The organism is Bacteroides sp. AM44-19 (genome assembly GCF_003603395.1).
In the GTDB taxonomy this organism is placed as follows: domain Bacteria; phylum Bacteroidota; class Bacteroidia; order Bacteroidales; family Bacteroidaceae; genus Bacteroides; species Bacteroides uniformis.
Window position 1 is genome coordinate 1 of the sequence record NZ_QTNB01000023.1, and the last position, 24,127, is coordinate 24,127.

The 24,127-nt window shown below is 48.6% G+C and carries 13 protein-coding genes; 11 read left to right on the top strand and 2 right to left on the bottom strand.

Translation table 11 applies throughout. The features are described 5' to 3' along the window. Window positions 1-288: 288 nt before the first annotated feature. The 11 genes from DW947_RS19445 to DW947_RS19495 all read left to right on the top strand — a co-directional run bounded on the left by DW947_RS19445 (window position 289) and on the right by DW947_RS19495 (window position 22,743). Window positions 289-2,070, top strand: a complete 1,782-nt coding sequence (locus DW947_RS19445; protein ID WP_061411118.1) for a cellulase family glycosylhydrolase — start codon at window positions 289-291, stop codon at window positions 2,068-2,070. 219 nt (window positions 2,071-2,289) lie between these two features. Beyond that, a complete protein-coding gene (locus DW947_RS19450) occupies window positions 2,290-6,369 on the top strand; it encodes a hybrid sensor histidine kinase/response regulator transcription factor (RefSeq protein ID WP_243635108.1) in 4,080 nt (1,359 codons plus the stop codon). A gap of 138 nt (window positions 6,370-6,507) precedes the next feature. Then, window positions 6,508-9,390 carry a TIM-barrel domain-containing protein gene (locus DW947_RS19455; RefSeq protein ID WP_117963030.1) on the top strand — a complete coding sequence of 961 codons (2,883 nt, stop codon included), beginning with the start codon at window positions 6,508-6,510 and terminating at the stop codon, window positions 9,388-9,390. 163 nt (window positions 9,391-9,553) lie between these two features. After that, window positions 9,554-12,073, top strand: a complete 2,520-nt coding sequence (locus DW947_RS19460; protein ID WP_117963032.1) for a glycoside hydrolase family 2 TIM barrel-domain containing protein — start codon at window positions 9,554-9,556, stop codon at window positions 12,071-12,073. Window positions 12,074-12,120: 47 nt separating this feature from the next. Then, window positions 12,121-14,334, top strand: coding sequence for a glycoside hydrolase family 3 C-terminal domain-containing protein (locus DW947_RS19465; RefSeq protein ID WP_117963034.1), 2,214 nt, complete (start codon window positions 12,121-12,123; stop codon window positions 14,332-14,334). Between the two features lie 196 nt (window positions 14,335-14,530). Next, complete coding sequence (locus tag DW947_RS19470) at window positions 14,531-16,993, top strand: glycosyl hydrolase family 95 catalytic domain-containing protein (RefSeq protein ID WP_117963036.1); 2,463 nt, start codon at window positions 14,531-14,533, stop codon at window positions 16,991-16,993. Between the two features lie 96 nt (window positions 16,994-17,089). Next, the gene (gene bas-suc, locus DW947_RS19475; RefSeq protein ID WP_044467962.1) at window positions 17,090-18,586 is read left to right on the top strand and encodes a 3-succinylated cholic acid synthase; all 1,497 of its coding nucleotides are present in this window, start codon (window positions 17,090-17,092) and stop codon (window positions 18,584-18,586) included. 4 nt (window positions 18,587-18,590) lie between these two features. Then, on the top strand, window positions 18,591-19,223 hold the full coding sequence (locus DW947_RS19480; RefSeq protein WP_009037347.1) for a hypothetical protein: 633 nt from the start codon (window positions 18,591-18,593) through the stop codon (window positions 19,221-19,223). 104 nt (window positions 19,224-19,327) lie between these two features. Continuing rightward, window positions 19,328-19,882: a cob(I)yrinic acid a,c-diamide adenosyltransferase gene (locus DW947_RS19485; protein WP_005824436.1), complete on the top strand. Its 555-nt coding sequence runs from the start codon at window positions 19,328-19,330 to the stop codon at window positions 19,880-19,882. A 70-nt stretch (window positions 19,883-19,952) separates the two neighbouring features. Continuing rightward, window positions 19,953-20,174, top strand: coding sequence for a DUF2795 domain-containing protein (locus tag DW947_RS19490; RefSeq protein WP_002558131.1), 222 nt, complete (start codon window positions 19,953-19,955; stop codon window positions 20,172-20,174). A 133-nt stretch (window positions 20,175-20,307) separates the two neighbouring features. Next, window positions 20,308-22,743 (top strand): DEAD/DEAH box helicase, encoded by a 2,436-nt coding sequence (locus DW947_RS19495; RefSeq protein ID WP_119958606.1) that lies wholly within the window; start codon window positions 20,308-20,310, stop codon window positions 22,741-22,743. A 70-nt stretch (window positions 22,744-22,813) separates the two neighbouring features. Here DW947_RS19495 and DW947_RS19500 read toward each other — a convergent pair whose 3' ends face one another. Beyond that, the gene (locus DW947_RS19500) at window positions 22,814-23,173 is read right to left on the bottom strand and encodes a DUF488 domain-containing protein (protein WP_005824440.1); all 360 of its coding nucleotides are present in this window, start codon (window positions 23,171-23,173) and stop codon (window positions 22,814-22,816) included. Beyond that, window positions 23,170-23,898 carry an iron-sulfur cluster repair di-iron protein gene (gene ric, locus DW947_RS19505; protein WP_005824443.1) on the bottom strand — a complete coding sequence of 243 codons (729 nt, stop codon included), beginning with the start codon at window positions 23,896-23,898 and terminating at the stop codon, window positions 23,170-23,172. The genes DW947_RS19500 and ric overlap by 4 nt, the downstream gene beginning before the upstream one ends. Window positions 23,899-24,127: the final 229 nt, after the last annotated feature.

Consider the following 24,127-nt stretch of genomic DNA (forward strand, 5'->3'; position numbering starts at 1 on the left):
GCTAATTCGCTACGCTTTGCTCTAATTTACTTTTTCGCTATGTGTTTATTTTAAATAGTTTATCAGATATATGAATCAGGGTAGTTGAAGGAAGTGTTTATACACAAAAATAAAGTATTCTTTCGGTTCAAGCAAGCCGGATGTGTCTGATGTCATTCAATGATAACTTTTGAGCCCTATTCGGAAACAAATGATACCGTTGCAGATAACATGGCATCGGTGTGTTTTCCGCCTTTTCCGCTACTTTTGCTCTCACTGATTTAACCATTATTTTTAATACGTAAAGACATGATGAAGAATATCATTGAAAAATTCCAAATTTGCCTGGTGCTGTCGGCACTGCTTTTCTCTTCTTTCGTTGCCGCATGTTCCGGCAATGATGATACTGTGACTCCGGAAATAACGATTCCCGCGAACATTCTGACGGATGGAATGACTTTCTCCAAGACCGGAGGAACAAGTACGCTGAACATCAAGTCGAACGTTGCATTGGAAGTTACCAGCAGTGCACCGGAGTGGTGTAAGGTTACTGCCGAAAGTTCTGCTTCGAGTAGTATTTTGAAGTATACCGTTATGGCAGAAGCCAATACGGACACGAGTGACCGTGAAGCCAAGGTAACGGTGAAAGCCGGAGGCAGCGAAGTAGGGAGCTTCACAGTGAAACAAACGGCTGCGGACGGATTAATCATATCCAACTCTACCTCTTTCGACCTGCCAGCTGCGGGAGGAGATGTTTCTGTGGTGGTGGAAACCAATGGTGACGTACAAGCCGTTTCCGATGTTTCTTGGATAAAGGCGGTCAATACCCGTGCCATGGAAGACAAGATTTTCAAGTTTACCGTCTCTCCCAATCCTTTGGGAGCGCGCGAAGGCCATATCTCTTTTACTTTGGGTAGCCTGACGGAGACTGTGACCGTAAAGCAGGGTGCGGGCGAAACCGGCAATATGGAAAGCGATGCCAGGACACTTGCCGCCAAGATGTATGCAGGTATCAATATCGGCAACACGCTGGAAGCTTGTGATAACAAGAACAAGATAGCGGGCGAAACGTTATGGGGAAATCCTAAAGTAAGCGAGGCATATGTCAAAGGGCTGAAGGCATTGGGATTTAATGCGGTACGCATCCCTTGTGCGTGGGATTATTACATTGTGAATCCATCGACCTATGAGATAGATGCTGCATGGCTCGACCGTGTGAGCGAAGTGGTGGGTTACTGTGTAGCCAATGATATGTATGCCATTGTCAATATCCATTGGGATGGCGGTTGGCTCGAAGAGAGTATCACTCATGGTTACAGCAGCGAAGTAGATGCCAAGCAGAAAGCTATCTGGACACAGATTGCCAATAAACTGAATGCTTATGACGAACACCTGCTCTTTGCCGGATGTAACGAACCCGGACAGCAAGACCAGGGGAACGTTGGGACATCGGCCATAGATGCCATTCTGAAATATGAACAGACCTTCATAGATGCCGTGCGTGCCACCGGAGGAAATAATGCGAGCCGTTGTCTGATTGTGCAAGGCCCTTATACCAATATTGACAAGACGGTGAATGACTATACGATGCCCAAGGATGAAGTACCCGACCGTCTGATGGTGGAAGTTCACTTCTATGATCCTTATCAGTTCACCATGATGAACCATGACGAAACCTGGAGCAATGTATTCCTTTATTGGGGTAAGGACAATCATGTGTCCGGCTCCATTCACAATGCCACCGCTAACGAAGAAGATTATGTGAAGCAACAGTTCCAGAAGATGAAGAAGGCCTATGCAGATAAGGGAATTCCTGTGATTGTGGGTGAATACAGCGCCATGAAGCGTACAAAAGAAGACAAGATAGAGGGTACTGCCGAACCTGCCTATCCCGACATTGACCAGGAGATGCACAACAAGAGCCGCGCCTATTGGAATGAGGTAGTCACCCGCGAGGCGAAAAACCACGGTTGCGTCCCCTTCTATTGGGAAACCGGCGGTGACATGAACCGTGGTACGGGTACGGCGAAGGAGGCTTATGCCATTGAGGGCATCATGAAGGGAGCCGCAGCCGGTCAATACCCTTATTGATTGAGTGGTGGATAGAATAAAAGACAGTTTTTAAAAGTATCATACAAATAGGTTTTATAGGTTACAAGGATTGTTGATATAGTTTTTTTGATTGGTTACGGAGAAGTATGTCCGCGAGGGATATGCTTCTCCTTCTTTAAAAATCCTTGCCTTTTCTTGCTTTTCTGTTCGTTTTTCACTTCATTTGCAATAAAAATAACTTCCCTTAGCTCTGATAGTATGAAAAGACTGCAACTACTGCTCTTGTGGGTTTGGATGGTATGTTTCTCTGCTGCTTCACACGACTACATGTTTAAACATTTGGAAGTGAAAGACGGACTTTCCAATAATCAGGTTAATGCTATTTATAAAGATTCAAACGGATTCATGTGGTTTGGTACAGCTTCGGGGCTGAATCGCTATGATGGTTACAATATTAAGATTTATCGCAGCCAGAAAGATGATGAGAAATCTCTTCCCGATAGTTATGTCGAGGATATACAAGAAGATGCGTCCGGTAATTTGTGGATACGTACGGGAAGTGGGTATGCCATTTACAACTCGGCTTCCGATGTTTTTGACCGTAATGTGGAAGCTTGGATGTGGAACGTCGGTCTGACCGGAAATCCTTCGCTTATCTATATTGATAAGGAAAAGACTTTCTGGATCTATATTAATGGTAAAGGTGTTTACAGCTATAGAGAGGAACAGAAAAATGCCGTAGCAGTAAAGGGAGCGGATGAACTGCTTGCGAAAGCCGAAGTGTCCGACATGAAAGAATGCGGCGAAGGAATCCTGCTGGTTCTGAGTAACGGTATCTTGGCTTGTATAGATGAGGAAAAGCAAAATATCAAGTGGACCAATCCGGGCATTGCCGAAGATTGCAGGGAAGTAAAGAATGCTACCTTTGATTTGTTTGTCGACCATAGTGGGCGGGCGTGGATATTCAGTGTGGAGGGGATGTGGATTTATAGCCTTTCTCAGAAGGTTTGGGAACAGCGTTCTCCCCGAACGGACACCTACAATACCGTACGTGCAGTGGCACAGGATAAATACGGATGTATATGGGTAGGCAGGGATCAGGATGGCATTGAATTGATAGAACCGGCGGGACGGAAAATCCGTCTGGCGAACGATCCTAATAACGGGCGTACTCTGTCCAACAATACAATAACGGCTCTTTATGAAGATGAGGCCGGTACGATGTGGGTGGGAACCTACAAGAAGGGCGTCTCTTTCTATAATGAAAGTGTCTTCAAATTCGGCATTGCCGATGTAGGCGACATCAATTGTGTGGAGGACGGAGGCGGTGATATCGTATGGGTGGGGACCAACGACCGCGGGTTGATTCGCTGGAATAGCGTGACGGATGAACGTATGTTTTTTTCGCATACGGCAGATCCCCGCTCTATCTCGAGTGATGTCATAGTCTGCCTTCTTCGGGACAGTAGCGGCAGAGTGTGGGCTGGTACTTTCTGGGGCGGACTGAATTGTTATGATGGAAACCGCTTTATCCATTACCGGTCCCGTAAGGGAGACAGTAACTCGCTGGTCTATGACAATGTATGGGCATTGGCAGAAGATGCGGACAAAAATATCTGGATCGGTACGTTGGGGGGAGGATTGCAATGCCTGAATCCTCAGACGGGGATATTTACCACCTATTCTACAGGTAATTCAAACCTTGTGTCGGACTATATCTCATCCCTCTGCATCAGCTGTGACAATAATCTGATTATCGGTACTTCGGCAGGGATGGCTTTCATGGACCTGAGGACCGGCGAGATTACAAATTTTGCAGGTACAAAATCGGGTAAGACCAGACTTTCCAACCAAAATATCAATCAAGTTTACGAAGATAGTCGCGGTTTGTTATGGATAGCCACGCGTGAAGGCTTGAATGTATATGACAGCAAACGGGATGAATTGTACGAAGTGCCTATCAAACCCGGTTTCTCCAAACTATTGATATTAGGTATTACGGAAGATGAAAACAAAAGTATATGGATCAGCACCGGAGGAGAACTGATAAACGTGGTGTTGTCCGTTGACAGCAAGACGGAGCAGCCTGTGTTCCGTTGCTATACCTATAATGACAAGGACGGGTTGCAGAGTTGTGACTTCAACCAGCGTTCCCTCAAACGACTGCATACGGGCGAGATTGTAGTGGGAGGACTGTATGGGCTGAATCGCTTCCAGCCGGGCAACATAAAGTATAACCGTACGTTGCCCAAGGTCATGTTTACCGGTTTCCAGTTGTTCAATGAAGACGTGAAGGTGGGCAAGGAGTATGCAGGACGTGTCATCTTGAAGGAAGCTTTGAATGAAACAGAAGAAGTTGTCTTGGCTTATAAGCAGAATGTGTTCACGGTGCTGTTCGCGTCGGACAATTTCGTGCTGCCCGAAAAGACACAGTATTTCTATAAATTGGAAGGGTTTAATGAGAACTGGCTGACGAGTATGTCCGATATGCATCGCGTTACCTATACCAATTTGGCTCCGGGAACTTACATCTTAAGAGTGAAGGCTACAAACAGTGACGGATATGCGGGTACTGAAGAGGCTTCTTTGAAGATTGTCATTCTTCCACCTTTCTGGATGACTCCGTGGGCATATATTGTTTATGCCCTTCTGATAGTAGGAGTTGTCTTCTTTTCACTGTATGTCGTACAACGAAGGGAACGCAATAAGTTCAGAATCCGCCAGATAGAGGAAGATGCGAAGAAGAAGGAGGAGTTGAGCCAGATGAAATTCCGCTTCTTTACGAATGTCAGCCATGAGTTGCGTACGCCGCTTACGCTGATTATATCGCCGATGGAAAGTATGATGAAGGAGATTACGGACGAAAAGCTGCATGGCAAGCTGCAACTGATGTACCGCAACGCACAGCGTTTGTTGAATCTGGTCAACCAATTGCTCGATTTCCGTAAGAATGAGATGGCAGGACTGCATCTCACCTTGTCCGAGGGAGATATAGTGGCGTATGTGCGTAGCATCTGTACTTCTTTCCTGATGCTTTCTGAAAAGAAACATGTGCATCTGACATTCTTTTCGGCTATGGAATCGCTGAATATGTCATTCGACGAGGATAAAATTGGTAAAGTTGTGATGAATCTTCTGTCCAATGCTTTCAAATTTACTCCGGACGGGGGACGCGTGGATGTGGCATTGGAAATGTCGAAAGAGATGTCCGGAAGATTGCTGATAAAGGTATCGGATACCGGTGTCGGTATCAGGGATGAAGACAAGGAGCGGATTTTTGAACGTTTCTATCAGGTGGAGCAGGAAGAACCGGAGCACCAGTCAACGGGTAGCGGTATTGGCTTGAGCCTGGTACGCGACTTTGTGACGCTGCATGAGGGTACGGTGCGCGTTGTCGACAATGTGGGTTCCGGTAGTGTGTTTCTGGTTGAGCTCCCGGTTAAACATATACGTGTAAGTCCTCCCAAGCCTGCACCGCTTACAGAAGAGGTGGAAGAGCATGAGGAACTTTTGCCGGGTATGGAAGAGGAAGCGCTTTCGGTTGATTTGCTGGACGATATGGAGGATAATGAAGATGAAAAAGAAAAGCCGTTGGCCCTGATTGTGGATGATAATGAAGATTTGGTTGCCTTCATGAAAGATAGTCTGAGCTTGTATTTCCGTATACAGTCAGCTTCCAATGGTCGGGAAGCTTGGCAGAAAATATCGGAACTGATGCCGGATATTATTGTCAGCGACGTAATGATGCCCGAGATGGATGGGAATGAATTGTGCCGCTGGGTGAAGACCGATAAACGCACGAGTGACATTCCGATGATATTACTCACTGCACGGCAGGCTGTGGAAGATAAAGTGGAGGGGTTGACCATCGGTGCGGATGATTATGTGACGAAACCTTTCAATGTGGAAATCCTTATTCTGCGTATGCGCAAGTTGATTGACCTGAGCAAGAAGCGCAAGGCAAAGTCGCTCATTGACCCCGAACCAAGTGAAATAGCCATTACTTCGTTGGATGAAAAGCTGGTGGAAAATGCCATCAAATATGTGGAGGCGAACATCGGTCGGTGTGACTTGTCCGTAGAAGAGTTGAGTCGGGGATTGGGTATGAGCCGGGTACATCTTTACAAGAAACTCTTGCAGATAACCGGTAAGACACCCATTGAATTTATCCGTGTCATCCGTCTGAAAAGAGCGGCGCAGATGCTGCGCGAGAGTCAGCAAAATGTATCGGAGATAGCGTATCAGTTGGGCTTTAACAACCCCAAGTATTTCAGCAAATATTTCAAGGATGAATTCGGTGTTTTGCCCTCTGTTTATCAGGAAAGAGAGGGTAAATAACAAAAGATACCCCTTACGGAAACATATTGTCTTTTAGGGTAATCAAAAGCGCCCTATTGTTTCAACATCGGGAGGACTCGTTTTTGAAGTAAACTTTCTATTTTTATATCGGAGAAAAATCACTTTAAAAACAGTAATATGAAATTGAAAAACACTTCAGTTTATTTGCTTGCCGGATGGATGCTCGCCGCATGTTCCGGAGGCGGATTCCAAAAGACCGAGAACGGTGTTGTTGTGGAAGTCAAGCAGCAGCAACCGACGGATGTGCGTAAAGTAAGATTAGAAGTAATGGGCGAGAAGCTCATTCATGTATCGGCTACTCCTGAGAAGGAATTTTCAAAGGAGCAGAGTCTCATTGTGATCCCTCAACAGAATAAGACCGACTTTAAGGTCGAAGAGCAGGGCGATGAAGTGACTGTCAAGACATCGGAATTATGTGCCATTGTGTCCAAGACAACGGGTGAGGTACGCTTCACGGATGCCGACGGCAAGCAGATTCTGGCTGAAGACTCTGACGGGCGGACCTTTACTCCGGTGGAAGTGGAAGGTACGAAAGGATATACAGTACGTCAGGTATTCCAGTCGGCAGGCAATGATGAGGCTTTCTATGGCTTGGGCCAGCACCAGGCGGATGAGTTCAACTATAAAGGTAAGAATGAGGAACTGTTCCAGTACAATACAAAGGTGTCTGTACCCTTTATCGTGTCTAATAAGAACTACGGTGTGCTTTGGGACAGCTATTCGCTCTGCCGTTTCGGTGACCCGCGCGATTACTCACAGCTGGGTGATGTCTTCAAACTTTATGATAAAGAGGGCAAGGAAGGTGCTTTGACCGGTACATATATTCCGGGCAAGAAAGACGTGGAAACCCTTGTACGTCGTGAGGATTCTCTTTATTTTGAACATCTGGACCGTGCCGCACATCTGAGTAAGGTGATTAATTTGCCTGCGGAGTTCCCGTTCGGAGGGTCCGACGTAGTTTATGAGGGAGAAATAGAACCGGCAGAAAGCGGCTTGTTCCGCTTCATCCTTTACTATGCAGGCTACATGAAAGTATATATTGATAATGAGTTGGTGGTTCCCGAACGTTGGCGTACGGCTTGGAATCCTAACAGTTATAAGTTTGCTGTCAATCTGGAAGCGGGCAAGCGCGTTCCGTTGAAGATAGAGTGGAAGCCTGATGCCGGTGTTTCTTACTGCGGTCTGCGGGTATTGAGTCCGGTGGCTGATGAAGAACAGAACAAACTCTCCTGGTGGGGTGAAATGCAGAATGAAATAGACTACTATTTCGTTTATGGTGATGATATGGACGATGTGATTAGCGGCTACCGTACATTGACAGGTAAATCCCAGATTATGCCGAAATGGGCGATGGGTTACTGGCAGAGCCGTGAGAAGTACAATACGCGTGAGGAGGTTCTCTCCACCTTGAAGGAATTCCGTGAACGTCAGATTCCTATCGACAATATCGTAATCGACTGGCTGCACTGGAAGCAGAATGCATGGGGAAGCCATGAGTTCGACCCTGAACGTTTCCCCGACCCGAAAGGAATGGTCGACTCCATCCACGCCATGAACGGACGTCTGATGATTTCCGTATGGCCCAAGTTCTATGCTACGACCGAACACTTCAAGGAATTTGACGAAAAAGGTTGGATGTATCAGCAGGCTATCAAAGACAGCATCAAAGACTGGGTCGGTCCTGGCTATCTGGGCTCTTTCTATGACGCATACGATGCCGATGCACGCAAGCTCTTCTGGAAGCAGATGCAAGACCACTACTATCCTCTGGGTGTTGACGCTTGGTGGATGGATGCCAGCGAACCGAACATACGCGACTGTACGGATTTGCAATACCGCAAGGACCTTTGCGGTCCGACAGCACTCGGCCCCTCTGCCAAGTTCTTCAATGCATACGCACTGATGAATGCCGAAGCCATCTATGACGGACAGCGTGGCGTGGAACCGGACAAACGCGTCTTCTTGTTGACACGTTCCGGCTTTGCAGGATTGCAGCGCTATTCTACCGCCACCTGGAGTGGTGACATCGCTACCCGTTGGGAAGATATGAAAGCGCAAATCTCTGCCGGCTTGAACTTTGCTGTCAGCGGTATCCCTTATTGGACTATGGACATCGGTGGATTCTGTGTAGAGAACCGTTATGTGGCTGGTCAGATGGAATTCAACAAGACCGGACGTGAAAATACCGATTATAAGGAATGGAGAGAGTTGAATGCCCGTTGGTATCAGTTCGGCGCTTTCTGCCCGTTGTTCCGTGCACACGGCCAGTATCCGTACCGTGAGGTTTGGAACATTGCTCCGGCAGGACATCCGTGCTACAACTCCATCGTTTACTATACGAAGTTGCGTTACAACATGATGCCGTATATCTATTCTTTGGCTGGTATGACTTACTTCAATGATTATACCATCATGCGTCCGCTCGTAATGGACTTCACAGCTGATGCAAACGTCAACAATATAGGTGACCAGTTCATGTTCGGTTCTGCCCTGATGGTGGCTCCGGTTTACGAATATGGCGCACGCAGCCGCGAGGTTTATTTCCCGGCAAGCTGCGGTTGGTATGATTTCTACTCCGGTAAGTATGTGAACGGTGGCCAGAAGTTGACAGTGGATGCTCCTTATGAACGTATTCCGCTCTACGTTTGCGAAGGTGCCATTGTACCTTATGGTCCGGACATGCAATACAGTGATGAAAAACCGGCTTCGGAAATCACCCTCTATGTTTATACGGGTAAGGACGGCGCATTTACGCTCTATGAGGATGAAGGTGTGAACTATAATTATGAGAAGGGACAATATGCCACTATACCGTTTGCCTATAACGATGCTGAGGGTACACTGGTTATCGGCGACCGTACGGGTGACTTCCCTGGTATGCTGAAGGAACGTACTTTCAATGTAGTGAAGGTAAGCAAAGACCAGCCGCAACCGTTCGACTTAAAGGCTAAAGGTACAACGGTGAAGTATGACGGAAAAGCACAAACCGTAAAATTATAATCAGAATGATAGACGACGGTGCCAGGGAGAGAAATCTTCCCGGTACCGATCTCGTCGTTCCTCGGTGCCGAACGATGCCTTCCCCGGTGCCAGGAACTTCCCTACTTCTGAATAGCTGTGAGAGAGGAATAGGCACTCGATAATCTTTTAGATATTTATTACTATGAATAAAATCATATTGTCTTTGGCCATCGGGCTGTCCCTGCTGGCCGGTTGCAATGCTCCTAAAGAGGTAGCTGGCGATGACCGTAGCTTGGATTTTACTGCCGACTGGGCCTTTCGCTTGGGAGACGATACGGCGGCAGCCCGTCCGGATTATAATGACGCAGACTGGCGGAAACTGAACTTGCCCCACGATTGGGCCATTGAAGGAGAATTCAGTAAAGACAATCCTTCGGGAACGGGTGGAGGTGCACTGCCTGGTGGTATAGGCTGGTATCGCAAGACTTTTACTGCCGATAAGGCCGATGAGGGCAAACGCTATCGCATAGATTTCGATGGTGCCTATATGAACTCCACCGTTTATATCAATGGCCATGAATTGGGGACACGTCCCTACGGGTACATCTCGTTCAGTTATGACCTGACTCCCTATATCAAGTGGGGAGAGGAGAATGTGTTGGCGGTTCGTGTGGACAATGCCGAACAGCCCAATTCGCGCTGGTATTCCGGTTGCGGCATCTACCGTAATGTATGGCTGACAAAGCTGAATCCAGCTCATATAGCGCAATGGGGTACCTATGTTACGGCAGAAGATGTGTCGAAGAACAGTGCCCAGTTGAAGATACGCACCAAACTACAGTACGATGCAGAAGCACAGATGGCCGATGTCGTCCTGCAATCCCGGTTAGTGGATGCTGACGGCAATGCGGTGGGTGAGGCTGTGTCGGAAGCGCAGTTGATGCCTCTTACTCCGGCAGAAGTGGAGCAGGAGATACACTTGAAGAATCCCCGTCTTTGGAGTATTGATACGCCCTATATGTATAGGGTAGAAAGCATCCTCAAGGATAAGCAGACCGGCGAGGTACTCGACCGTTACTATACTCCTACCGGCATCCGTACTTTCCGCTTCGATGCACAAAAAGGATTTATCCTGAATGGTGAACAAGTGAAGATAAATGGTGTCTGCATGCATCATGACTTGGGTTGCCTGGGAGCTGCGGTGAATACGCGCGCCATCGAGCGCCAGTTGGAGATTCTGAAAGAAATGGGTTGCAACGGCATCCGCTGCTCCCATAATCCTCCCGCACCGGAGTTGCTCGACCTTTGCGACCGTATGGGCTTCATCGTGATGGACGAGACCTTTGATATGTGGCGCAAGAAAAAGACCCGCCACGATTATTCACGCTATTTCAACGAATGGCACGAACGCGATTTGACTGACCTTATCGTGCGTGACCGCAATCATCCTTCCATCTTCATGTGGAGCATCGGCAACGAAGTGCTGGAGCAGTGGACGGATGCCAAAGCCGACACCTTGAGTCTGGAAGAGGCCAATCTGGTCTTGAACTTCGGTCACAGTGCGGATATGCTGGCAAAGGACGGAGAAATGTCCGTCAACTCACTGCTGACAAAGAAACTGGCAGATATGGTGAGAAAGCTCGATGCCACGCGCCCCGTGACGGCAGGCTGCAACGAGCCGAACCCGAACAATCATTTGTTCCGTTCCGGTGCGCTTGATATTATCGGCTTCAATTACCATGACGACTGGTTTGCAGGTGTTCCCGAGAACTTCCCCGGCAAGCCGTTCATCGTGACGGAAAGTGTTTCCGGCCTGATGACACGCGGTTACTACCAGATGCCGAGTGATTCGATGTTCATCTGGCCCGAACGTTGGGACAAGCCTTTCTATGATGCCTCGTTCTCTTGCTCCTCCTACGACAACTGTCATGTTCCTTGGGGCAACCGTCACGAAGGTACTATGCGTCATGTGAAGAACAACGACTTTATCAGTGGACAATACGTCTGGACGGGCTTCGATTATATCGGTGAGCCTACTCCTTACGGTTGGCCGGCACGCAGCTCTTACTTTGGCATTATCGACTTGGCCGGCTTCCCGAAGGATGTCTACTACATGTATCAGTCCGAGTGGCGTCCGGATAAGGCGGTGTTGCATCTTTTCCCGCATTGGAATTGGACGGAGGGACAAGACATCGATTTGTGGGCATATTATAACAATGCCGACGAAGTGGAGCTTTTCGTGAATGGAAAGTCGCAGGGTGTGCGCAGCAAGGGAAAAGACGATTTCCACGTCATGTGGCGCGTGAAGTATGAGCCGGGTACGGTAAAGGCTGTTTCCCGCAAGGAAGGAAAGACTGTGGCCGAGCAGGAAATCCGGACAGCGGGCGAACCTGCGCAGATTCGTCTCAGCCCCGACCGCAGTACCATTCAGGCAGATGGCAAAGACTTGAGTTTCATTACGGTTGAGATTCTGGACAAAGATGGAAATTTGTGTCCGAATGCCGAAAACGATGTGACCTTTGCCGTAGAAGGTGCCGGCTTCATTGCTGGAGTGGATAACGGAAGCCCCATCTCTATGGAGAAGTTCAAGGACAACCACCGCAAGGCTTTCTACGGAAAGTGCCTGGTGGTACTGCAGAACAACGGTGAACCGGGTGGTGTCAAGGTGACGGCTACGGCTGATGGACTGGAGAAGGCGACGACGGCGATTAAAGTTAAATGATAATTTGATGTGCTAATTGGCACATTAGCATATTAACCAATTAAGACATGAAGAATAAATTTTTAGCAACCTTATTTCTTGCATGCTCCATCAGTACCGTGTCTGCACAGACACCGGTCTATATGGACGATGCACAACCTATTGAAGCACGTGTAAAGGATGCTCTCAGCCGGATGACACTGGAAGAGAAGGTAGCCCTTTGCCATGCGCAGAGTAAATTCAGCAGTGCGGGTGTTCCGCGGCTCGGCATTCCCGAGCTTTGGATGAGCGACGGCCCTCACGGTGTCCGTGCCGAAATCAACTGGAATGACTGGGGATATGCCAACTGGACCAATGACAGCATTACCGCTTTCCCGGCTTTGACTTGTTTGGCCGCTACCTGGAATCCGGACATGTCTGCAAAGTATGGCAAGGCCATCGGTGAGGAAGCGCGCTATCGTGAAAAGGATGTGTTGCTGGGCCCCGGCGTCAACATCTACCGTACTCCGATGAACGGTCGTAATTTTGAATATATGGGCGAGGACCCTTATCTGGCCAGTGTGATGTGCGTACCTTACATCCAGGAGTTGCAGAAGAACGGAGTGGCAGCTTGTGTCAAGCACTATGCGCTGAACAACCAGGAACTGTGGCGCGGACATATTGATGTGAATCTTAGCGACCGTGCTCTGTATGAAATCTATCTGCCGGCATTCAAGGCTGCAGTAGAAGAGGGAGGTGCCTGGAGCATTATGGGCGCTTACAATAAGATTCGCGGCCAGCACGCTTGCCATAACGATTTCACACTGAACAAGATTCTGAAAGATGACTGGAAGTTCGACGGCTGTGTCATTACCGACTGGGGCGGTGCCCACGACACCTATGAAGCTGCCGTCAACGGTCTGGATATTGAAATGGGTTCTTACACCAACGGTCTGACGTCCGAGAGTGTATTTACCTATAACGATTATTACCTTGCCAATCCTTACCTCCAGATGTTGAAGGATGGCAAGGTGCCGATGTCTACGATAGACGACAAGGCTTCCCGTATTCTTCGTCTGATATTCCGTACGGCGATGAACCGTCAGAAACCCTATGGTTCGGTAGCTACGGAAGAGCATTATGCCGCTGCCCGCGAGATAGGCAATGAGGGCATTGTGCTGTTGAAGAATGCTCCGGTGGTAAAGAAAGGCGCCCCGTTGCTGCCGATTGATGCAGCCAAGTATAAGAATATCCTGGTGGTGGGCGATAATGCCGTACGCTTGCTGAATCAGGGAGGAGGCTCTTCCGAACTGAAAGTGAAGGATATGGTATCTCCGCTGGATGGCTTGCGTGCTGCTTATGGCGATAAGGTAGCCTATGCGAAAGGCTATGCCGCCGGTCGTCCGATGTACGGCCGTGCAGATGAAATTCCGCAGAATGTGGTAGACTCACTCCGTGCAGAAGCCGTGGAAATGGCGAAAAAGGCAGACTTGGTGGTACTGGTAGGCGGATTGAACAAGAACCACTTCCAGGATTGTGAAGGCGGCGACCGTCTGGAATACGGCTTGCCTTTCGGGCAGGATGAACTGATTGAAGCTTTGCTGGGTGTAAACAAGAATCTCGTTCTGGTGCTTCTCAGCGGTAATGCGGTGGAAATGCCGTGGGTATCCCGGGTTCCTGCCATTGTGCAAGGTTGGTATTTAGGCTCCATGGGTGGCAAGTCTCTGGCTGACATCCTGAGTGGTGCGGTGAATCCAAGCGGAAAGTTGCCCTTCTCTTTCCCTGCCAAGTTGACGGATTGTGGTGCACATGCTTTTGATGAACTCAGTTATCCGGGCGACAGCATTAAGCAGGAGTATAAGGAAGATATTCTGGTGGGCTATCGTTGGCACGACACCAAGAAGGTTCCGGCACTCTTCCCCTTCGGTCATGGCTTGAGCTATACTACCTTTACATATGGCAAACCGGTGGCTTCTGCCAAGACCATGGCTGCCGACGGTACGCTGACGGTGACAGTTGCCGTGAAGAATACGGGTAGCATTGCCGGAAAAGAGATTGTACAGCTTTATGTAGGCGATGATAAATGCAGTGTGCTTCGTCCTGTAAAGGAGCTGAAACATTTTGCAAAAGTCGCTCTGGCACCGGGCGAGGAGAAGAGTGTGACTTTCACCCTTACTCCGGATGATTTGAAGTTCTACGATGAGGCTTCCGCAGCTTGGAAGTACGAATCGGGTAAGTTCAAGGCATACGTTTGCGCTTCGTCTGCCGACGTCCGTGGTGTAGTTTCGTTCGAAATGCAATAAACTTATAATCAGTGCGTAACCACTGCAAAATCAGTGCAACTATTTTGCAGTGGTACTGCATACCTTTTGCAGCGCTACTGCAATTGCTTTGCAGCGTCACTGCAAAAGGTATGCAGCAATGCTGCAAAGTGTATGCAGTAATGCTGCAAAATGTATGCGGTAAGTTTGCAGCCTGAAATCAGAATCAAAAAACAATATGAAGACACTTGCCACTCTATTTCTGCTTGCAGCCTCGTTGCTGCTTCGTGCAGCCGATGCGCCTGCCGACAGTTGTAATCATCAGCTATACTATACATCGCCCGCCGCTATCTGGGAGGAGACTCTTCCTTTGGGTAACGGACGCTTGGGCATGATGCCCGACGGAGGCATTCTCCGTGAGCACATTGTGCTGAATGAAATTTCATTATGGAGCGGAATGGAGGCGGATTATAGCAATCCGGATGCCTCGAAGAGTCTGCCTGCCATCCGGCAACTGCTGTTTGAGGGAAAGAACCGCGAAGCACAGGAGCTGATGTACAGCAGTTTCGTTCCGAAGAAGCAGGAGACTGACGGGAGATATGGAACCTATCAGGTATTGGGCGATTTGGATATAGATTTTACCTACAATTCTTCATTATCCATTCTCAATTCTCCATTAAACAACTATCGCCGTTGGCTCAACTTACGCGATGCGGTGGCATACACGGCTTTCAGGCTGGAAGATGTCGATTATCACCGTGAGTATTTTGTTTCCCGTGACCGTGATGTCATGCTGATTCATCTGGTTGCCGGACGTGAAGGGGCTCTGAATTTCTCTGCCCGTTTGAGTCGTGCGGAACATAGCTCGGTGACTGTCCAAGGGAACACCCTTTTGATGGACGGCATGTTGGAAAGCGGTAAACCCGGTTTGGACGGTATGAAATACCGTGTGGCCATGCAACTCGTGCAGAACGGTGGTGAATCGTCTGTCAGCCTGGAAAACGGTATCCGCTTGAAGAACGGGCAGGAAGCCTGGTTGATACTTTCTGCCGCTACCTCCTATGCCGCTGCCGGTACCGACTTCCCGGGCGAACGCTATGCGGAAGTCTGCGACAGCTTGCTCCGTCCTTTCACCGCCCCCGCTAATTCTCCATGTGCCATTCTCCATTCTTCATTATCCAGCCATGTCACCGCTCACCGTTCCCTCTACGACCGTGTTTCCTTGACGCTTCCTGCCACGCCGGATGATACGCTCCCGACGAACGAGCGCATCCTCCGCTTCACACAGCAGGAGTCGCCGGCATTGGCTGCTCTGTACTATAACTACGGACGCTATCTGCTCATCAGCAGTACCCGCCCCGGCAGCCTGCCGCCCAATCTGCAAGGACTCTGGGCAAATGGAGTATCGACTCCCTGGAATGGAGACTACCATACGAACATCAATATCCAGATGAACCACTGGCCTTTGGAACAAGCCGGCCTCTCCGAACTCTATCAGCCGCTGACGACGCTGATGGAGCGCCTTATCCCTTCGGGAGAGGCAAGTGCGCGTACTTTCTATGGCGATGAGGCAGATGGCTGGGTGCTCCACATGATGACCAACGTATGGAATTATACCGCTCCCGGTGAACATCCCTCCTGGGGAGCCACCAATACCGGTGGTGCCTGGTTGTGTGCCCATTTGTGGGAACACTATCTGTATACGCAGGACAAGGATTATCTGCGTCGTATCTATCCCGTCTTGAAAGGTGCCGCCCGGTTCTTTAGTTCCACTACGGTGCAGGAGCCTTCGCATGGCTGGCTGGTAACTGCCCCCACTTCTTCTCCGGAAAACAGTTTCTATGTGCCGGGTGACAGCGTGACTCCCGTCAGCATTTGTATGGGTCCCACTATGGATGTGCAACTGCTCACCGAGCTTTATACCAATGTCATTACCGCCGCCCGCCTGCTGGATTGTGATGCGGATTATGTGGCGAAGCTTGAGGCGGACCTGAAGAGATTCCCACCCATGCAAATCAGTAAGGAAGGATATTTGCAGGAATGGCTGGAGGATTATAAGGAAGTGGATGTGCACCATCGCCACGTTTCCCATCTCTACGGCCTGCATCCGGGAAACCTGATTTCGCCGGAGGCTACCCCCGAGCTTGCCGAAGCCTGCCGGATGACCTTGAACCGTCGTGGAGATGAGGGTACCGGTTGGAGCCGTGCTTGGAAGATAAACTTCTGGGCTCGTTTGGGTGACGGAAACCGTGCTTGGAAACTCTTCAAGAGTTTGCTGCATCCTGCTGTCGATGCTGCGACGGGAGGTCATGGTAGCGGCACTTTCCCTAATTTGTTCTGTTCGCATCCTCCTTTCCAGATTGATGGCAACTACGGTGGCGCGGCGGGAGTCGGCGAAATGCTGCTGCAAAGTCATGAGGGCTTTATCCATCTGCTTCCTGCCCTGCCAGATAGCTGGACTGCCGGCAACTTCCGTGGAATGCGCGTACGCGGCGGTGCTTCCATAGACCTGGACTGGAAGGATGGACGGGCAACGAGGGCTGTTGTTACCGCTCTTGTTCCGGGTAAATTTACAGTAAAGATGCCCGCAAGTGCTGTCCGTGCCGAAGTGAAGGTAGGAGGACGCACGCGTACTTACAAAGAACCGGCATTTCCGTTGGATTTGAACAAGGGAGAGGCGGTGACCATACATTTCTTATAGGAACGTTCCCCTCCGACAAAATTATCAAGTTATTTGTCTTTCGCGTCCGAATGCTGTACATTTGCAGTGCATGTAGAACAAATATCTTAGATAATTATGAAAAATAGAGTACGTTTTTTCTTCTTGTTTCTCGGCTTGCTGGGAGCGTTGGCAGTTCATGCACAAATCAATGAGTTGCCACGTTCCACACCCGAGGCAGAAGGAGTCCCTTCCAAGGCTGTCACTGCCTTGTTTGATTCACTGATGGCATTGCCGAAAACAGATATCCACAGCGTGGTGGTGCTGCGTCACGGCAAGGTCATCGGAGAAATCTATCCGGCTCCGTTCGCGCCGGAATATCGCCATACCATGTATTCCTGCTCCAAAACCTTTGTCGGGGCTGCCGTAGGACTTGCCATTGCAGACAACCGCTTGCGCTTGACAGACCGTGTCGGTACCTTCTTCCCGGAACTTCTTCCGGATTCGGTTTCCGCTAATCTGGCAGACATGACTGTCCGTGACCTGCTTACCATGACGTCGGGTATCACTCCCGACTGGAATATGCGCAACCTCACTTCCGACTGGATACGTACCTTCCTTGCCAAACCGGTGAAAACTCCGGGCAAGAAGTTTGAATATGATTCGATTAGTACCTATATGCTTTCTGCCATTGTGCAGAAGGTGACGGGCATGACCTTGCTGGATTATCTGAAGCAGAAGCTTTTCATCCCGATGCATATCACGGACGTTGCGTGGGAGATAAGCCCCGAAGGCATCAATACCGGTGGCTGGGGACTGCATATCCAGAGCGAGTCGTTGGCAAAATTCGGATTGTTGCTGCTGAACCGGGGTGTTTGGGAAGGCAAGCAGTTGCTTCCGGCTTCCTGGGTGGAGCAGATGATGACCAGACAGATAGGAGATTATGGCTATCAGATGTGGCTTTGCGAATATCCGGGTGCTGTACGTGCTGACGGGGCTTTGGGACAATACATTCTGATTGTTCCGGATAAGGATATGGTAGTGGTCATTACCGAATGTACATTGATAGACGGTCGTCGGCAGCGTCGTCTGATCTGGAACCGCTTGTTGCCGGAGGTCGGTGACCAGGTATTAGCGCCCGGTAAGGACTACAAGCGCCTGCAGAAGAAACAGCGTTCTTATCAACTGCCGTTAGTGCAAGGAAAGGCTGCTTCCTCCCTTTCACAGAAATACGCAGGCAAGCGCATCCTGCTCGGAGAGAACAAATACGGATGGCAATCCATCGAACTGCAATTCAAGCAGCAAGAAGTAGTGATGACTGTGGTGGAGAAAGACGGAAAGACATACAGTCTTCCGTTTGGCTATAAGCAATGGTCGAAAGCGGCAATTGATGGCTATCCTCCGTATTCGGTTGCTGCAAAGGGGCGTTTTAAGGGTATAGAAGGCCCTTTCCAGGTGGCAGGCAGTTATGCGTGGGCGTCACCTGATGCTTTGCAACTGAAAGTACATTATGTCAACTGGATAAGCGCTCTTGGGCTTACGCTCTGCTTTGAGGATAACAAGGTACTCCTGACTGTTACGGAGAATTATTCTTCGGGTGAAGGGGTGACTTTCGAAGGTACATTAGCGCATTAAAATAATGAATCGTATTTTGCTTACTCTAAAACGGCCTTTTATCTGGCTGTACCGTTTCCGGCACCGTTGCGGCTACGGTGTACATTCTCCTTTTGCCTTTAACCTGATTACGCATGTAATTTACGAAAGTACGGCTTATTATAAATATGAAGAGCTGGCCAAGGCACAGAAGCAACTGGAGCTGGAGAAAGATAAACGTTGGAAGTACGAATCGAAGAAAGTAAAACGCCTTCTGTTCCGTCTGGTAAACTATACCCAGCCGGAGACCATTGTAGATGCCGGTACGCTTGCCGCTTCTGCCCTCTATCTGAAAGCGGGGAAGGAGGGAGCAGATTATACTTCGGCTTCCGACCTTTCCGAGCTCTTTCTGGAGAGTGGCGTTCCCGTTGATTTCCTTTATTTACACGATTATCGTCATCCCGATTTTGTAGAGGAGGTCTTCCGCATCTGTTCTGCCCGTACCAGGGGAAAGTCTGTTTTTGTGATTGAGGGTATCCGTTACACTCCGCAGATGTCTGCCCTCTGGAAACGTATGAAGCAGGACGGGCGGGCGGGTATTACGTTCGACCTTTATGACCTTGGTATCATATTCTTCGATAAAACAAAGATAAAACAAGACTATATTGTCAACTTTTGATTATCTTTAGGCGTTTCAATAGTGATTAGCGGTTAGTGATTAGTGCTTAGCTCCACTTACTGGCTGCTAAACATTAATCCCTAACCCCTAAACATTAATTCCTTATGAAGATATACACCAAAACCGGAGATAAAGGAACCACCTCTCTTGTAGGCGGAACCCGTGTACCTAAAACGCATATCCGCCTTGAGGCATACGGTACGGTGGATGAGCTGAATTCCAATCTGGGTCTTCTCATCACGTACCTGCTTGACGGAAAGGATAAAGATTTTCTGCAGCAAGTGCAAGACAGACTTTTTGCCGTAGGCTCTCATCTGGCCACAGACCGGGAGAAAATGGAGCTGAAAGAAGCCAGTATCATCAGCTCGGAGCAGGTGGAAATGGTGGAGCGGGAGATAGACCGTTTGGATACTCTTTTGCCTCCTCTTTCAGCCTTTATTCTTCCCGGCGGAAGTCGCGGTGCGGCAGTCTGCCACGTTTGCCGTACGGTTTGCCGTCGTGCAGAGCGTCGGATTCTTGCTCTGGCCGAACAAGTGGAAATCGCTTCGGAATTACTGGCTTACGTGAACCGCTTGTCTGATTATTTGTTCGTTCTTTCCCGTAAAATGAATCAAGACGACAAAAAAGGTGAAATATTTTGGAATAATAGTTGCAAGTGAAATAAATTGTTATACTTTTGCCGAAAAATAGAAATAGGACTTAATATTCACAATTTTAATACTAGAGACTATGTATTGGACATTGGAATTAGCATCTAAGTTGGAAGATGCTCCTTGGCCGGCAACTAAGGATGAATTGATAGATTATGCCATGCGTTCGGGTGCTCCGCTTGAAGTGATTGAGAATCTGCAGGAAATGGAAGATGAAGGCGAGATTTATGAAAGCATAGAAGATATTTGGCCCGATTATCCCAGCAAAGAGGACTTTTTCTTCAACGAGGAGGAATATTGATACGCTTTAAAAGAAAAAACTTACCGGTATGTCTGGTAATATTTTGAAACATAGGGAGAAGTAATTCCAAAACCGATAACTATGGTTGAAGAATTACTTCTTTTCTTTTTAATACCCCCACACTACAATAATAATGAATGTACAAGAAGCAACGACACGCCGGTTACCGGATTTGAAGGAAAGGCATCTGCCTGAAAACTGCCGCGAAACCATAAACACGATTTTAAAGGAGACTTACGGCTACGAACAGTTTCGTAATCTTGAGATTTACGATGACTTGTCCAAGGGAAAAGAGAAACTCTGCATTTCGCAGGGACAGCTGATAGAGAACGTTATACTGGAGGCTGAAAAGGCTTGGAAAAGTGAAACGCAGGTAGACAATATATTGTTGACTGCCCCTACCGGCTCCGGAAAATCCTTGTTGTTCCAGCTTCCTGCCATCTATTTGGGGAAGGAGTATAATCTGCTTACCATTGTGGTTTCCCCTTTGAAGGCGTTGATTGTAGACCAGGTGGAAAGTCTGCAGGAACTGGGGTATGCGCGTGTGGCATACGCCTCGTCCGATTTATCGCCGGAACAGAAGATGGAGGTTTACCGGCAGGTGCGTGAGGGGGAGATTGATTTGTTCTATCTCTCGCCGGAATTGCTTCTCTCTTACGACATCAAGCATTTTGTAGGCGAGCGCCGCATCGGTCTGGTGGTGGTCGATGAGGCGCATACGGTAACGACATGGGGTAAGGAGTTCCGTGTGGACTACTGGTTCTTGGGGCGCTACCTGACTGCTTTGAAACAGACTCTCGGCTATAATTTCCCGTTGTTTGCATTGACCGCTACGGCTGTCTGGAATCCCAAAGGGGGCAATGACATGATATTCGAGACTATCCGTTCCTTGCAGATGGAGCCTTGTGTGCTTTATGTAGGTACGGTGAAGCGCCGGAATATTGGCTTTGACATCCGTCAGATGGAGATGGAGGACGGGGAGACATACGACAAGGCAAAGCAGCGCGTGGTGGCTGCGCGGGTCGAGGACTTCCTGGACGGACACAAGACATTGCTCTATTATCCTTTTGCGGGTGGCATCGACATGCGCCTGAAGACGTGGGTGAAGCCGGCAGACTGGCGTCTGGTGGCTTCCTATTATGGCAAGAAGGAAAAGGAACAGAAAGCTGCCATTGTGCAGGAGTTCAAGGAAGGGACCAAGAAACTGATTGTGGCTACGAAAGCCTTTGGTATGGGAGTGGACATCAGTGATATAGACCGTGTATACCATGTGGCGCCATCCAGTACGTTTGTCGACTATATTCAGGAGATAGGGCGTGCCGCGCGTGATACGGAGATACGTGGCATTGCCGCTACCGACTACCATGAACGGGACTTCTATTATATGAAGCGTCTGCATCAGACGGGGAACATTGCCCAGGAACAGCTGGTGCTTATTCTGAGAAAGCTCATGGAAGTGTACCGCATGAAAGGGGAGAAACCGGAAATCATGGTGTCTTTGTCCGATTTCGAGTTTGTGGTGAAACTGCCGCGTACAAAGAACAAGCTGGAGTATGAAGCAGAGTTGGGACAGCTCATCAAGACTGCCTTGCTTTGGCTGGAAGACGATTTGATGCAGCGTTATGGCAGGTATCTGCTTGAAATCAGTCCCAAGAATTTGTTGACCGAAGGATATGTCCAGGACAAGACGGGTGATGTCTTTGCCCGTGAATTCCATAGCTATCTGACAAAGGTAGAAGGGGAGGACGGGGTTTACGTCGTACGTCTGGAAGCGCTTTGGGAAGAGCGTTTCCCGGAGCTTGGCTACAAGGAGTTCAAACAGAAGCTGAATAATGGAACGTTGCGGGAAGGTGCCCGTGCCGTATCTGTAGGCAAGCATGAGGTGCTGTTGAAGGAAGATGCCTCCGTCATCCGTGAACGGATGGATGCCTTGTTCAAGAGCCTGACAATGATGCTGAAAACGGCATTGATAAAGTCGAAAGGACGTTTTGATGAAGAAGAACTGCGGGCTGTCTTTGCCGAGCATGGCATGGACGTGCGCTCTGCCAAACGCTTTATCGGTTCCCTGCTGGAGAGCCGCACGGAGGAAGGCCGCAGTGTGAGCTATATCAGCAGTGTGAAAAAGAAAGATTCCAATGAACTCTCTTTTACGGTGACCAAAGGCTTTGATTTGCTTCTGTCGCGCTATCAAAAACTGTTTAGCCAACGTATAGTGGGCAGTAAGGGAGACCGCCTGTTGTTTTATTGCACTCCTTTCTCGGACTTGAATATGCTGCTTAATCTGCTTTCTATGCTCGACTGCCTTTCGTTCAGTGTGGAGGGTGGCGGTACGCCTTGCGTATTTGTCCGTTTCAATGACCCCGAAACTCTGCAGGAACTTGCGCTTGGCGATGATTACCGCAATCTGATTCTGGATACCAACGAGCAGATATTCCAGGAGCAGATTGACTTGTTCTCTTTCTTCTTCGGAACAGATAAGCTGACGGATGAACAGCGCTGGGACTTTATCGAGGATTATTTTACGGGAATGGGAGTGGACGACTTGAAAAAGAAGTTTGTGTCCTTGTAGCACCAATTCGTTGAACAGCCTTTCCAGAGTTACAGTTCATCTTTGCTTTTACTGTAAAGATTGTGAGTAATTAGTCTAAGTGCTCCTGCAGAAACCGTTGCAGGATGCGTGCATGGTTGTATATCGGTGCTTTGGAAGCATATAGTAAGGTTATGGTATGGTGGTGTTTTATGGTGTCAATGAACCTAAGGGCGGCTTCCGAATTTTCCAGTTCCTTGCGATACATGGCTGCAAACCCCTCCCAGTGTTCCGCTTGGTCTTCGTGAAACCATTTTCTTAATTCAGGTGAAGGGGTAATATCCTTTTCCCAGACATCGTATTTCAGATGTTCCTTTTTTATGCCGCGAGGCCACAGCCGGTCCACCAATACACGGTAGCCGTCTGTTGCATCGGGTTCTTCATATACCCGTTTGATTCTGATTTGTGTCATGGCTGTTCTCTTAATTTTGCTTCCATTTTGATGGAGCGTGGGAAAACGATATTATTTTCCAGATGGATGTGCTGGTGCAAGGCCTCTTCAAATGCTTTAAGCTGTTGGAGTACGAGGCGGTAACTGTTGCAGGCATCTTCTGGAGCTGTATAGCCGTTGGTCAGATGCTCTATGTGGCGATAGCGTTCTCCTTCAATGTCATGTTCTGCCATCATGACGGATATGGGAGCTTCGATGCTTCCACAGTGGAATTCGGGCAGGGGAGTATTTTCCAGCTTAGCCTTTACCATCTCATAGATGTAGGGAAACAGTACCAGTTCCTCTTTGTCGAGATGGGCATTGAGGTCGGAGAGGGAATCATGAAAGAGAGCCTGCACATTGTAGAGTGACGGATGTTTTTCACCGTGTACGCGACATATTTTATCCAGCAGTTCTTCAATCTCGGGACCTTGTGTACGGATATTACGGTGGTGGATTTTGAGAATATAGTCCACCAATAAGTCCAGAGGCCAACTCTTGAAATCAATATTTTCGGAGGTTGTCGGAGCCAGATGCTCTATTTCTTCTATCACCTTCTCCATATCGGCTCCGGCAGTTTTACTGGCTTCGGGAAGCAGTGCGGAACCATGGCAGCAGAAATCAATGCCATATTTATCAAATATCCCGGCATTGTTGAAGTTGTCGGCTACGATTTCGCCGACTGTCATACGTTTATAATCCTTCATATGTTATCTTGTTTTTGTTTTCCACAACATTGTGGAAACCTGCTATATATACAATTATATGGCAGATAATGTTTGAAGGGTTATGATTATTTGAGTTTTCTTGCCCGGTTCTTTCATTTAAAGGAATTGGAGGAGTTATCACTTCGCTCCGCTCCGTCAGGAGTTGAAGAAGTTAAAGCCGATACTTCTGTGAATACATACGCACGAGTATTGGCTTTAACTCCTAAGC

Bases quoted from the DNA above. Each gene is read 5' to 3' on its own strand.
- DW947_RS19445 (WP_061411118.1), top strand. From the start codon at position 289: ATGATGAAGAATATCATTGAAAAATTCCAAATTTGCCTGGTGCTGTCG.
- DW947_RS19450 (WP_243635108.1), top strand. From the start codon at position 2,290: ATGAAAAGACTGCAACTACTGCTCTTGTGGGTTTGGATGGTATGTTTC.
- DW947_RS19455 (WP_117963030.1), top strand. From the start codon at position 6,508: ATGAAATTGAAAAACACTTCAGTTTATTTGCTTGCCGGATGGATGCTC.
- DW947_RS19460 (WP_117963032.1), top strand. From the start codon at position 9,554: ATGAATAAAATCATATTGTCTTTGGCCATCGGGCTGTCCCTGCTGGCC.
- DW947_RS19465 (WP_117963034.1), top strand. From the start codon at position 12,121: ATGAAGAATAAATTTTTAGCAACCTTATTTCTTGCATGCTCCATCAGT.
- DW947_RS19470 (WP_117963036.1), top strand. From the start codon at position 14,531: ATGAAGACACTTGCCACTCTATTTCTGCTTGCAGCCTCGTTGCTGCTT.
- bas-suc (WP_044467962.1), top strand. From the start codon at position 17,090: ATGAAAAATAGAGTACGTTTTTTCTTCTTGTTTCTCGGCTTGCTGGGA.
- DW947_RS19480 (WP_009037347.1), top strand. From the start codon at position 18,591: ATGAATCGTATTTTGCTTACTCTAAAACGGCCTTTTATCTGGCTGTAC.
- DW947_RS19485 (WP_005824436.1), top strand. From the start codon at position 19,328: ATGAAGATATACACCAAAACCGGAGATAAAGGAACCACCTCTCTTGTA.
- DW947_RS19490 (WP_002558131.1), top strand. From the start codon at position 19,953: ATGTATTGGACATTGGAATTAGCATCTAAGTTGGAAGATGCTCCTTGG.
- DW947_RS19495 (WP_119958606.1), top strand. From the start codon at position 20,308: ATGAATGTACAAGAAGCAACGACACGCCGGTTACCGGATTTGAAGGAA.
- DW947_RS19500 (WP_005824440.1), bottom strand. From the start codon at position 23,173: ATGACACAAATCAGAATCAAACGGGTATATGAAGAACCCGATGCAACA.
- ric (WP_005824443.1), bottom strand. From the start codon at position 23,898: ATGAAGGATTATAAACGTATGACAGTCGGCGAAATCGTAGCCGACAAC.